This window comes from Burkholderiales bacterium, from assembly GCA_013695435.1.
GTDB lineage: Bacteria > Pseudomonadota > Gammaproteobacteria > Burkholderiales > JACMKV01 > JACMKV01.
Genome location: JACDAM010000236.1, coordinates 1 through 11,861, shown reverse-complemented (window position 1 = coordinate 11,861; position 11,861 = coordinate 1). Strand labels below are relative to the sequence as shown.

The window sequence follows — 11,861 nt, the reverse complement described above, 5'->3', positions numbered from 1 at the left end:
CTGTATGGATGACTATGCCGATGCTGAAAACTGGTGCCCATGACGCGGATCGAACGCGTGACCTCTCCCTTACCAAGGGAGTGCTCTACCACTGAGCCACATGGGCGGGAACTGCCGGTGCCACGCGCGCGTAGCTTGGTGGAGCGGGTGAAGGGAATCGAACCCTCGTCATAAGCTTGGAAGGCTTCTGCTCTACCATTGAGCTACACCCGCAGCGGCGATCGATTTCCGGAAGCTCGAATTTATTCTGGAATTCGGAAAGCTGTAACCTGGGGTTACTTCAGCCTGCTGCGGGTTACGTCAGCCCTGCTGCGGTTACGTCGGCCCTGCCTTCGCGTCGGCCCTTAGGTCCTGGTGGAGGGGGAAGGATTCGAACCTTCGAAGGCAGAGCCGTCAGATTTACAGTCTGATCCCTTTGACCGCTCGGGAACCCCTCCAGAGAAACCCGTGATTATCTGGAATTTGCCTTGCCCTGTCAAACCCTGCTTGCGAAGTTTCGTCCCTGCACCTCGCCCTGTTCGGGATCGAACGCTGCGCGGCCAGCTACCCTGATTTCGGCTCAAGCGCCCGGTGCGCCGCGCAGCGCCCGGAGAACATCTGTAATCGACAGCATGCCGACCAATGCCTCGCCGTGCATGACCGGGAGATGGCGTATGCGGTTCGCGCACATCAGGTCCATGCAGGCGTTGATCGAGTCGCTTCTGGCGACGGTGTAAACGTCGCGCGTCATGATCTCCCCGACCGTGATGTCCCAGGGCGCGACGCGTTTCGGCACTGCCTTGCGAATGTAGTCGCGCTCGGAGACGATGCCGGCGAGCCGGGAACCGCTCACTACGGGCAGTGCGCTGATCTTGTGGCGCGCCATCAATTCGAGCGCTTCCTGAACCGGGACTTCCTCCGCGATCGTTACTACGCTATGGGGCTTGCTATCGAGCAATTGCTGAACGGTGATCATGGCTGTCCTCCAGTTGCTGCAAGTGAATACGTTCGCACCTCGGATTCGCTACATCCGGCACATTACTCGGGCATACCACGCATGCGTGCAACAAGTCCTATCACGCGGAGCAAGAGAAGTCCATTTTACCGCTCCGCGTCGGAGGTTATCCGAGCCCACGATTGCCAGCCTACGCCGGACAGGTTCGTTGACGAGCAGATACTCGCTTTGCACAAGCTGTTCGTAAAGAAAATCCGTGAAAACCTGAATACGCGGTACGCGGCGCAGATCGGGATGGGTTAACACCCAGAGCTGGGTATCGAGTTCGGCGATAGGATCGCCGAGCCGTTTCAAACCGCGCCTGCGATCAACCAGTATCACCAGCAGCAAACCGAGCCCGAAGCCGTGCACTACCGCGTCGGCCATGCCGAGCAAGCTGTCGACGCGAAACACGATGCGCTCTTCCGCGACGTTGCGCTTGAGCCACTTTGCCTGGGCGAGATGGTTCAGCGATTCGTCGAATCCTACCCAATCCTGCTCCGCCAGACCGCTTTTTCGGTTGCGGTTCAGATAAGCGCTGGCGCCATAAACAGCGGTCTGATGCGCCCGACCCGGCGCCCGATCAGATTTTCCGGCGGCGTATTGCTGGGCCGGATTGCAACATCGGCTTCGCGCTTGCTCAGGCTGAAAAAAGCATTCGACATGGTGAGTTGCAACTGAATGCCGGGTTGCACGCGCCGGAATTTCGCGAAATACGGCGTCAGCAAGCCATGCGCCAGTGTGTCCGTGGTCGTAATCCGGATCGACCCGGATAGTGCGATATCGCGGCCGCTCAACTGCCGCTGCGCCGATTCGATCTGATCCGCCACGTTCGCCAGCCGCGCGCGCAATTCTTCCCCTGCCAGCGTCATCACGTAACCGGTCGGATGGCGCTCGAAAAGCCGCACGCCGAGCTTGTGTTCGAGGCTGGCGATGCGGCGCAGCACCGTCGAATGATTGACGTTCAGCTGCTTCGACGCCGCCGACAGCGAGCCTTGTCTGCCCACGCTCAAGAAATAGCGCAGATCGTCCCAATCCCTGTCCTGCATCATTGCATATCCAGAATGCGATTAATTGGGATCGCTATGCCGCGAAGCATTACGTACCTTGATTGGCATCGTCATGTTGCGGATGCAAACCATGGAAACTTTATTCGTCATTGTTTCGCTGCTGGCCGGCGCGCTGTTGGCCGTCCAGGCCGGCGCCAACGCGCAACTCTCGAAAGCGACCGGCAGCCCGTTTGTCGCCACCGCGCTGCAGCTATCGGTTGGCGCCCTGGGCTTGCTGCTGATCGCTGTTCTAACCGGCACCGTTGCCGCGCTGGCGCTGCTGCCCCACGCGCCGTGGTGGCATGCGATTGGCGGGGTCGCCAGCGCTTTGTACGTGGTCTCGACCATCGTGCTGTTTCCGCGACTCGGCGCGGTGGTGACGGTCGGCCTTTTTATCGCCGGCCAGATGTTCGCTTCGCTGACGCTGGACAGTTTTGGCTGGTTCGGATTGACGCCGAAAACCCTCGACGCCGCGACCTTGTTCGGCACGCTTGCGGTCGTGCTCGGAGCAGCAGGCATCGTATTCGGACAGCCCGGAACGAGTTGGGCGCAGCAATCGCAGCAGATCGAAGGCAAGCTCGGCTGGATGGCGCTCGCGCTCGTCGCTGGCGCCGTGCTGCCGGTGCAGGGCGCGCTCAACGCTTTGCTGCGAGCCGATCTCGGCGCGCCGTTCGTGGTCGGGACAGTGAGCTTCTTGGTCGCAACACTGGCGATGGCGGCGGTGCAACTCGTCATTACGACTGTCGAAGACGCCCCGAAATCGCCCGCCGGCGGCGTCGCGCAAATGGCGTGGTGGGGTTGGCTCGGCGGCTTCGCCGGCGCGACTTACGTGACAACGATGTTTACGGCGATCCCGGTCATCGGCGCCGCGGCCGCCGTCGGCCTGACCGTTGCCGGCCAGCAGGTCGCCTCGGTATTCGTTGACCGCTACGGCTGCTTTCGCCTGCCGAAGCGCCCCGTTCCGGGCTTGCGCCTGGCCGGTGTCGCCGCGTTGCTGGTCGGCGTCACGCTGATTCAATTATTCTGAAAGGGAATCACCATGATTACGCTTTACACGGCGGCAACGCCAAACGGCCACAAGGCCGCGATCATGTTGCGCGAAACCGCGTTGCCGCATGAAGTGCAAGCGGTCGACTTGGGCAAAGGCGAGCAGCACACGCCCGAATTCGTCGCCCTTAGCCCCAACCACAAGATTCCGGTCATCGCCGATGCCGATACCGGCCAGGCGATATTCGAGTCGGGCGCGATCCTGATTTATCTCGCCGACAAAAGCGGCCTGTTCCTCGCGGCCGATCCGGCCAGACGCAGCATCGCGCTGCAGTGGTTGTTCATGCAAGTCGGACACGTCGGTCCGATGCTCGGTCAGCTTTGGTGGTCTCGACACGGAACAAAGGAACCGAATCCGCCGGCGCTGGAGCGCTACACGCGGGAGACGAACCGCCTGTATGGCGTGATCGACCGGCGTCTTGGGGAAGCCCGGTTTATCGCCGGCGAAGAATATTCGATTGCCGACATCGCGATGTTTCCATGGCTGCGCACGCATGGAGAGCTAGGCATCGACATCGATGCGTATCCGCGCTTGAAGGACTGGCTCGATCGAATCGACTCACGTCCCGCCGTCTTGCAGGGTTTGCGCATCCTGAAGCCGCATCGCGATTAGTACCATTCGGCCCGAATTAACCTTCACGGCATGCTTGCAAGTGCTGAAGGCAGCGCGAATGACGGCTATGATTCCTGGCAGGTCTTTGCGGACAGCAACCTACAGGGGCGAAGCGATGAACGAGACGATGGAAGAAGACGCGGTCACCGCGCTGCGCGGACGGGTGGACGCGATCTACCGCTCGGAGTCGCGCCGCGTCTTCGCCACCCTGATCCGCCTCCTCGGCGACTTTGACCTCGCCGAGGAGGGGCTGCACGATGCCTTCAGAGCCGCGTTGGAGCAGTGGCCGCGTGACGGCGTGCCGGCCAACCCGCGTGCTTGGCTGGTTTCGGCCGGTCGCTTCAAGGCCATCGACGGCATCCGGCGGCGCGCCCGGTTCGACGCGCTGGAAGACGTCGCCGAGAAGGTCGACGCCATCATCGATGACAGCCCAGCGTGGGACGACGACGAGAGCGTCGAGGACGACCGGCTGCGGCTCGTCTTTACCTGCTGCCATCCGGCGCTGCAGCCCGACGCCCAGGTTGCGCTCACCTTGCGCGAGGTGTGCGGCCTGACGACGGAAGAAATCGCACGCGCGTTCCTGACCGCCGCGCCGACTTTGGCGCAGCGCATCGTGCGGGCAAAGTCGAAGATCCGCGACGCGCGCATTCCTTATCAGGTACCGGCGCACGACGAGCTGCCGGACCGTCTCGACAGCGTGCTTCGCGTCGTCTATCTGGTGTTCAACGAAGGTTATTCGGCGTCATCCGGAGAGTCGCTTACCCGGCATGATCTGTCCGGCGAGGCGATCCGGCTGGGGCGTCTGCTGGTCGAGTTGCTGCCCGAACCCGAAGCGCTGGGCCTGCTGGCGTTAATGCTCCTGCAGGAATCGCGACGGATCGCGCGCAGCACGCCGACCGGTGAACTGGTGCTGCTGGCCGACCAGGATCGCTTGCTCTGGGACCGCGACCAGATCGCGGAAGGATCGGCGCTGCTGGAACGGGCGTTGTCGTCGCGCCGCTTCGGACCGTATACGGTGCAGGCGGCGATTGCGGCCGTTCACGCCGAGACACCCGATACCGCCGCGACCGACTGGGCGCAGATCGTCGGGCTCTACGACGTACTGCTGCGCGCCGATCCGTCGCCCGTGATCGAGCTGAACCGCGCCGCCGCGGTAGCGATGCGCGACGGCCCATTGGCGGGGCTTGCGCTCATCGATGCCATCGTCGCGCGAGGCGACTTGCGCGATTACCACTTGGCGCATTCGGCGCGCGCCGAACTGTGCCGACGGCTGGGCATGACCGCGGAAGCGCGAGCTGCGTACCAACGCGCGCTCGACCTCGCGCAGCAGGAGCCGGAGCGGCGCTTCCTCGAGCGGCGCCTACATGAACTGCCGGACTGAGACTCAGCGCTACCCCATCAGAATCCGAAGACCCAGCCGCGCGTCTTTCGTCGCGCCCGCGGACTCATTGTCGATTTCGGGTTTCGCCGATCGACTACCTGATGTACACAGCGGCTACGCTGGAAAGGAGAAACATATGTGTCCCGCATGCCTCACGTCCATGGCGTTGCTGGTCGCCGGCGGAACCTCGGCGGGCGGGCTTACGGCGCTGCTCGTGAAGAAGCTTCGTGCCGGGAGCGCTGCGAAGAAAATCCGCCCACAACCTGCAAAGGAGAAATCACGATGACAAAACACAGAATGGAACATCCGACTGTCGTGTCCCGCGAATAGATCCGGGTCCGCCTGGTGCCGATCCTCCTCGGCGACGGACTTCGGCGCTTCGACCATCTCGACTACGACCGCATCGACCTGAAGTGCGCACCGGTGGCGCTGGCCGATGGCGTCGTCAATCTTCGATTCAGTCTGGCCGCATAGCGGCTGCCCCCCAGCCACCTCTATTGGAAAGGAGATCGATCATGACCAACGACCAAGGACTCAAGCCGGCCGAGCGACTCGCGCAGCACGACCGCCGCATCCCCGGCGAGAACGAGGCCTACCGCAAGGCGCGCACGGCGGCGCTATATCGAGCGGGTCGCCGCGCAGCGCCGCGCGCTGCCGCCGGGCGGCGAGGTACCCGAGGACCATCGCTTCGAAGGCGAACGAGGGACGGCTCGGCTTTCCGACCTGTTCGGCGACAAGGACACGCTCGTCACCTACAACTGGATGTTCGGGCCCGAGCGCGAGCGGCCGTGCCCGATGTGCACGTCGTTCCTGAGCGCGCTCGACGGCGAGATGCCCGACATCGTGCAGCGCGTCGCCTTTGCCGTGATCGGCCGCTCGCCGCTCGAGCGGCTGACAGCGTTCAAGAAGGAGCGCGGCTGGCGACACCTGAAGCTCTATTCGTCGGCGAGCAACGACTTCAACCGCGCCTACGCGCACGAGAAGCCGGGCAGCGCCGAAGACAACGCGGCCTTCAACGTCTTCACCCGCAAAGGCGGCGCGATCCGCCATTTCTGGGGCGACGAGATGGGCATGGAAAGCGCCGACCCAGGGCAGGATCCACGCGGCGCGCCGGACCCGATGCCAATCTGGACCATCCTCGACATGACGCCTGAGGGGCGTGGCACCGGCTGGTATCCGAAGCTCGACTATGAGCAACGGGAGACGGCGCATGCCAAGTGACTATTTCCAGAGCTTCCTAAACGCACGAGAGAAGAGTTGGACGGCAGAGGCCGCGTGTTGTTCGACCTGAAGCCCTGACTCGCAGACGAAAGGAGAGTAGACATCATGCAGAAGATTGCCCCGCATCTGTGGTTTGCAGACAAGGCGGAGGAGGCCGCGCGCTTCTACGCCTCGATCTTTCCCGATTCGCGCGTCGACCGCGTGACGGCGAGCCCGGCCGAGACGCCGAGCGGCCCGGCTGGATCGGTCACGATGGTCGACTTCACGCTGTTCGGCCAGCAGTTCATGGCGATCAGCGCCGGGCCGCTCGATCAGTTCAATCACGCGATCTCATTCGTCGTGAATTGCAAGGACCAAGCCGAAGTCGATCGCTACTGGGACACACTTCTCGATGGCGGTGGCGCGGAGCAATGCGGCTGGCTCAAGGATCGCTACGGCCTGTCCTGGCAGATCGTCCCGACCGTGCTGGTGGACATGGTCGCCGACCCCAACCGCGATAAGGCGAAGCGAGTGATGGAGGCGATGCTCAAGTGGTGAAGCTCGACATCGCCACGCTCCAGACGGCCTATGACGGCCGGTCGGCCGCGTAGTCGCGTTCATTCCGACTCGAAGAACAGCGTGTTTTTCGTCGACGTGGATTCGCGTGATTGCTAATGGCTGGCGGTGCGCGGCTCAACCGAACGACTTCAGCTACAGCACGCCGGTGGCAGGCCGTGCCCGTGTTACGGCCAGGCTTGACCCGCCTGAATGCGCACAAGCTCGCTTTCCTATCCGAAATAAGCGATTCCCCGCGCCATCAGCGCGGCGCACAGAATCAGCAATACGGTCGTCGCTAGTTCCCAGTGAATGATCGAACGGATCGCATGCAGCTTGCGCTCGTCGACAATAGGTACCTGGCGCTGTTTTAATGCTTTGCGCCACGACAGAAACTGCACCGTCGGATAAATCGAGAGCACGGCGACGATCGCAAATAGCGCCATTTTGGCGATGAAGGGCGCCGAATGCGCGTAATAGTCCGCGCCTTTCTCGAAGTAGAAAACCCGAAGCAGTCCGACGGCGAGTACGATGCCTGCCGCAATTCCGAAGGCGAGATCGGCGAGCGCGATTTTACGCGCGCTGGCCATGGTCAACTCGCCTTTGAGGAGGACAAATTCGATCGCCAGCGCGGCTACGAGCGCGAAGGCCGCGAGGTGGTGTAGAAAAGCAAATAAAGCGCTCATTGCAGGTTCAGATTAACTCCGGTGCACGGGAGAAGAAAGGGCAGGATCGTTTTTCCGCTCTGACAAGACCGCCAGACCCCGCGAAACGGAATACGGGGAAACCCATCCATTCCCGGATTGCGCTTCGTTTTCATGCGGGGCTACTGCTGCTGAAACGCACCAGCGGCTCGCCGCGTTCGTAGACTTCAGTAATGCGCGTTCCATCCCAAACGTATTTCAGATGCGCGCCCTGGGTGGGCAACGAGATGGCCGGCGCGCGCAACGCGGCGATGCAGTAGCCGCCCGCATGACGCACGCTGCGAAACGCGATTCCCCACGAACCAGCGGTGCGCAGCCGCCTACCGAAAGCCTGCGCGACCGGGTGATCCTCGGGCCGCGGCGCCGCGTCGTGAAGTTCGTCGTAGCCGTTGCGAATATCGTGCAGCGGTTTCAGCACGCGCCCGCTCCACACGCGCATTCCGAATTCGTCGGCGCGCAGTTCGGCATCGCGCGCGATCAATTCACGATGGTGGACCGTTTCGCGTATCGCTGTTTGCAGCGACAGGCCGGCGTAGTAAACGCCATAGCTGCCGTCGCTGAAGCGGGTGGCCCGGCCGATATGCGTAAAGGCCGCCATCACGATGCTGGCGCCTGGGCCTGAAACGCGGTCGGCCGGGTCGATCGATGCGAGAGCGCCGGTCTGCTCGAACAAGCGCCGATCTGTCTGGCTTTCGAGCTCCCAGAGAGCGCCCATGAGCGCCGCGGGCACGTGGCGCTCGAAGAAATCCACGGGCGGATGACGGGTTGCGATGATGCGAAATTGCGGTCCCCGCAAGCGGGCGAGCGGCGCAGCGAACTCAGCCACGCGCCCAATCGAGGTAGCGGCGCACGTCAGCCAGCGCTACCAGCCCTCCGGCCAGCATGTAATCCAGCGGTGACTTGCCGCCGAACAAAGGGTCGTGGTTCGGATTTTTCAGCCATTCCGCGACACGCTCACGGGAAAAAAGAATTCCCAGCGCTTTATAAATCCCGATCAGGTAACTCAAGCGCTCGACCGTATCGCGCGAAAGCTTGCCTTGCCTGGTTTTCTTCCACTCGAAAAAAAGCGTCCTGCCGGGCTCGCCGAGCAGGTTGCGCTGCTGCGCCGTATCCAGCCCGATCTCTTCCGCGATGGAAAAAAAAGCGGTGAGACCGGCCTCGGCTTTCAGTTCTTCTGAATAGCGCGGCGCAGTGCCGGCGTTGGACTGCAATCTTTGAGAGACTGTCATTCTATGTCCTTTTACGAACTATGCAGATACTTTAGTCCGTATTAGAACTAAAATCAAGTCGCGTGTGAAGCGCATTTTTCGGCGTGGTAACCAAGGCTGCGTTTGCAAGCGGATTGAGTTTCGCGCGACGGCGTGCGGCTTTTTCTTCCTCGCCCTGCGTCCGCCGTCGTCGCTCCACGCGGATCTCGCCGTTCATAAAATCCTCATAAAAATTTAGTTCGCGCGTCACACGCCGCCGCCATCATTGTCAGGCGTGACCGTGGACGCGACGTCCGCGGATTCAAGTCTGTCTCAATTCTTCCATTTGCCTTCAGAGGAGACGTCCGTGCGACTAAAAACAATTTGCTTGAGTGTGGCGGCCGTATTTGCGGCTGCGGGAATGCCGGCGCATGCATCCACCGCGGAAGAGTTATTGAAGGTTCTTCGCGCGAAGGGTGTTTTGACGCAAGAAGAATATGACGTGCTGACGCAGGAGGTCGAAATTGAGGATAAGCAAAGGCGCGGAGCGCGAAAGAGAGCCGCGATCGAGCAGGCCGACCGTGAAAAAGCGGCGGAAAAGGAACTCAAAGCCAGCTATAAGGACGGAGTCACGTTCGAATCGGGCGACAAAGAAACATCCATTTCAGTCAACGGGCGGATTCAACTCGACTACCGCGCCTTCAGCGATGGCAATGACGACGCTTTTGCCGACACGTTCGATGTGCGCCGCGCGAGGTTGGGAGCGAAAGGAAAATTTCTGAAATATTACAGCTTCGTGGTCGAAGGTGATTTCGGCGCCAGCACAATTTTGACGGACGCCTACTTCGATATCGCCTGGTGGAAACCCGCGGTTATCCGGCTCGGTCAGTTCAAGACTCCGACCAGTCTGGAGGAACTTACAAGCTCCCGCTTCATTGATTTTCAGGAACGCTCATTCGTGAACAACCAGAATTTGACGCCCGGCCGGGAACGCGGCGCCATGGTTTTCGGAGAACCCCTAAAGGGGCTCAACTACGGCATTGCAGTGACGACCGGCGAAGGTCAGAACAACAATGACGTCGATGGCGATGCCGATGGCGTCGACGTGATCGGCCGGCTGACCGCGAATATCGCCGAGTTCATCGGTCAGAAGAATGCCGTTTATCACGTCGGCGGTTCATTTTCCAATGGCGATGTGTCCGGCACCCTGGATCCAGCGAGCCAGCGCACCGAAGGCCGCGGCCTGACGTTCTTTAACCCGAATGCGTTCAATACCACGACCGGCGAAATTGAAAGAACGCGGGGCGCCTTTGAAACGGTATTGGCTCTGGGTCCCGTCAAGCTGCAAGGCGAGTACGCGAGAGCGAATCTGGAGGGCGCCAGCCTCGCGGGAACCGGTTTCGACAGTGAGATCGACGCGTACTACGCGAGCGTGCTCTGGCTGATCACGGGCGAGAACTACGCCGATTCGTACAGAGGCGGGCGCTTCGATCGCATCAAGCCCAAGGCTACTTTCGCACTGGGCAGCCCAGGTTGGGGAGCATGGGAAATAGGTTTACGCTACAGTGAATTCGACGCCTCCGACTTCCGCGCCACCAGAGCGGTCGGAACCGGCGTGCTTCCCGCGGGATTCTCGAGCGAGGCCGAGGCCTTCACGCTGGGTCTCAAATGGATCGTGAACCCCAACACCCGTTTTCTCCTGAACTATGTCAAGACCGATTTCGAACAGAACGTCACCTCCAATGGCGTCAGCGTCCAGGACGAAGAAGCGATTACGCTGCGCAGCCAGTTCGATTTTTGACGAGCGCATCGCCGGAGTTAAAAAGCGCGAGAGAAGGGGAAAGGGCCATTTATATCCATAACAAAGCTCGACCTGCCCGGCCTGCGTCGCATGGAAAGCGAGCCTGGCCGCCCTTCTTCCTTTCAATCGATTATTGGCATAGCGCGCCCCATGCCATACCGCCGGCGTCGCAAGCCCATCCGCACGCCATCACGACTTCATAGCCGCTGGCGCAACGCCCGTTTGGTCGCACGGTTCCAAACTCGACGTAGCCGTGGCAACCACACGTCAAGCTGCCGGCGCCCGTGGTCAGGCCAGACTGGACTGGCGCGGAGATTGGGGCAGGCGCTGGCGGCGCCGGTTGGGGCGGGCTTTCGTGAAAAGGCGGAACGTGGCTGAATTGGGGGATCAATGCCAGGGTCACGATCCCCGCAAGCGCGATGGTGCCGATGGCCAGCCAGCGACCGGTTGCGCGGTGCGCGGCAATGTCGTAGCTGGCGACGATGCCCAGTACCAACGCCCCAAGTAACAGCGCGACCAGTGCGCCCAGTCCCTGGTTGTCTTTTACCCCGGACGCATAACCGGCGAGAGCAAAAACGAGCAGCGCGCTTGCCCAGATGGCTTTGCGGCTAATCCTGTCGGTTACGACGCGGCCTCCGTTGCGTCGCTTGACTCCCGCTTTTTCGATAATTTTGCTGAGCGCTTCGATATCGAATTTCCAGCGCTTATCCGAAACCTCGTGCGCCTGATGACGAGCGAACGGCGCCAGCGGGGCGGGTAACTCATCCGCCCGTGGCATTTTCGCGTCTCCGACCAGCACCGGTATGACGCGAATTTTTCGCTCGAGCGCGGAAATGATTTCCAGACGTACAAAATCGTTAGGGTCATCGAGCCTTCGGCGCTCACTCTCGGTGGCCCATCCCGGACCGATCACCGCGAGCAGCACTTTGGAAGAGCCGACCGCCTCGTCGATCGCCTGGACGAAATCGACGCCCGCTTCGATAGCGTCAATATCGCGAAAAACTTGTTCCTCGCCGAACGCTTCCTGCAAGTCGTCCGCAAGCCTCCCGGCATCACCCCGCGCGTCCTGCCGGCGATAGCTGATAAAGATGAGTGGCATGTCTAAGCGCTCCCAAGACGGAAAATTACCGTAAAGCTTCCAGGAAGACCGGGCCTTCCCCCGAATGCTCATCGCATAAACCATTATAGTAGGCAGAGCTTATTGGCCTCATAAATTCCCTGAGGTCTACAAATCGACCTTCCCAATTTTTGCCCAATAGTTGCTGCATTGTCGATTTCCGGCTGCGCCGAACGACTACCAGGAATCGTTACCGTTTCATCACAATGGAGGAAGCGATGAACTACCTGTGTC

The 11,861-nt window shown here is 61.2% G+C and carries 10 protein-coding genes, 3 tRNA genes and 3 pseudogenes; 6 read left to right on the top strand and 10 right to left on the bottom strand.

What is annotated here, in order from left to right; translation table 11 throughout:
* Window positions 1-31: 31 nt before the first annotated feature.
* From H0V78_11885 to H0V78_11865, 5 genes and pseudogenes are all read right to left on the bottom strand, one after another.
* Window positions 32-106 (bottom strand) — tRNA-Thr (locus H0V78_11885).
* 33 nt (window positions 107-139) lie between these two features.
* Window positions 140-213, bottom strand: a tRNA-Gly gene (locus tag H0V78_11880).
* A 139-nt stretch (window positions 214-352) separates the two neighbouring features.
* Window positions 353-437: transfer RNA gene (locus H0V78_11875), tRNA-Tyr, on the bottom strand.
* Window positions 438-559: 122 nt separating this feature from the next.
* The gene (locus tag H0V78_11870; protein ID MBA2352442.1) at window positions 560-955 is read right to left on the bottom strand and encodes a CBS domain-containing protein; all 396 of its coding nucleotides are present in this window, start codon (window positions 953-955) and stop codon (window positions 560-562) included.
* 48 nt (window positions 956-1,003) lie between these two features.
* A pseudogene (locus tag H0V78_11865) lies at window positions 1,004-2,022 on the bottom strand (LysR family transcriptional regulator).
* A 91-nt stretch (window positions 2,023-2,113) separates the two neighbouring features.
* Between H0V78_11865 and H0V78_11860 the strand changes: the two are divergent.
* The 5 genes and pseudogenes from H0V78_11860 to H0V78_11840 all read left to right on the top strand — a co-directional run bounded on the left by H0V78_11860 (window position 2,114) and on the right by H0V78_11840 (window position 6,874).
* On the top strand, window positions 2,114-3,049 hold the full coding sequence (locus H0V78_11860; GenBank protein ID MBA2352441.1) for a DMT family transporter: 936 nt from the start codon (window positions 2,114-2,116) through the stop codon (window positions 3,047-3,049).
* A gap of 12 nt (window positions 3,050-3,061) precedes the next feature.
* The gene (locus H0V78_11855) at window positions 3,062-3,682 is read left to right on the top strand and encodes a glutathione S-transferase N-terminal domain-containing protein (protein MBA2352440.1); all 621 of its coding nucleotides are present in this window, start codon (window positions 3,062-3,064) and stop codon (window positions 3,680-3,682) included.
* A 127-nt stretch (window positions 3,683-3,809) separates the two neighbouring features.
* Window positions 3,810-5,063: an RNA polymerase sigma factor gene (locus tag H0V78_11850; protein ID MBA2352439.1), complete on the top strand. Its 1,254-nt coding sequence runs from the start codon at window positions 3,810-3,812 to the stop codon at window positions 5,061-5,063.
* Window positions 5,064-5,578: 515 nt separating this feature from the next.
* Window positions 5,579-6,284: pseudogene (locus H0V78_11845) on the top strand (DUF899 family protein).
* Between the two features lie 105 nt (window positions 6,285-6,389).
* Window positions 6,390-6,874, top strand: a pseudogene (locus tag H0V78_11840) (VOC family protein).
* 177 nt (window positions 6,875-7,051) lie between these two features.
* Here the strand turns inward: H0V78_11840 and H0V78_11835 are convergent.
* The 4 genes from H0V78_11835 to H0V78_11820 all read right to left on the bottom strand — a co-directional run bounded on the left by H0V78_11835 (window position 7,052) and on the right by H0V78_11820 (window position 8,980).
* The gene (locus tag H0V78_11835; protein MBA2352438.1) at window positions 7,052-7,504 is read right to left on the bottom strand and encodes a DUF2214 family protein; all 453 of its coding nucleotides are present in this window, start codon (window positions 7,502-7,504) and stop codon (window positions 7,052-7,054) included.
* Between the two features lie 130 nt (window positions 7,505-7,634).
* On the bottom strand, window positions 7,635-8,237 hold the full coding sequence (locus tag H0V78_11830; GenBank protein ID MBA2352437.1) for an RES family NAD+ phosphorylase: 603 nt from the start codon (window positions 8,235-8,237) through the stop codon (window positions 7,635-7,637).
* A 103-nt stretch (window positions 8,238-8,340) separates the two neighbouring features.
* The gene (locus H0V78_11825; protein ID MBA2352436.1) at window positions 8,341-8,751 is read right to left on the bottom strand and encodes a DUF2384 domain-containing protein; all 411 of its coding nucleotides are present in this window, start codon (window positions 8,749-8,751) and stop codon (window positions 8,341-8,343) included.
* Window positions 8,752-8,782: 31 nt separating this feature from the next.
* Window positions 8,783-8,980 carry a hypothetical protein gene (locus tag H0V78_11820; protein MBA2352435.1) on the bottom strand — a complete coding sequence of 66 codons (198 nt, stop codon included), beginning with the start codon at window positions 8,978-8,980 and terminating at the stop codon, window positions 8,783-8,785.
* A gap of 24 nt (window positions 8,981-9,004) precedes the next feature.
* On the opposite strand from H0V78_11820, the gene H0V78_11815 reads away from it, so the two are divergent.
* Complete coding sequence (locus H0V78_11815) at window positions 9,005-10,510, top strand: hypothetical protein (protein ID MBA2352434.1); 1,506 nt, start codon at window positions 9,005-9,007, stop codon at window positions 10,508-10,510.
* A gap of 130 nt (window positions 10,511-10,640) precedes the next feature.
* Here the strand turns inward: H0V78_11815 and H0V78_11810 are convergent, their stop codons facing one another.
* Complete coding sequence (locus tag H0V78_11810) at window positions 10,641-11,609, bottom strand: toll/interleukin-1 receptor domain-containing protein (protein ID MBA2352433.1); 969 nt, start codon at window positions 11,607-11,609, stop codon at window positions 10,641-10,643.
* Window positions 11,610-11,861: the final 252 nt, after the last annotated feature.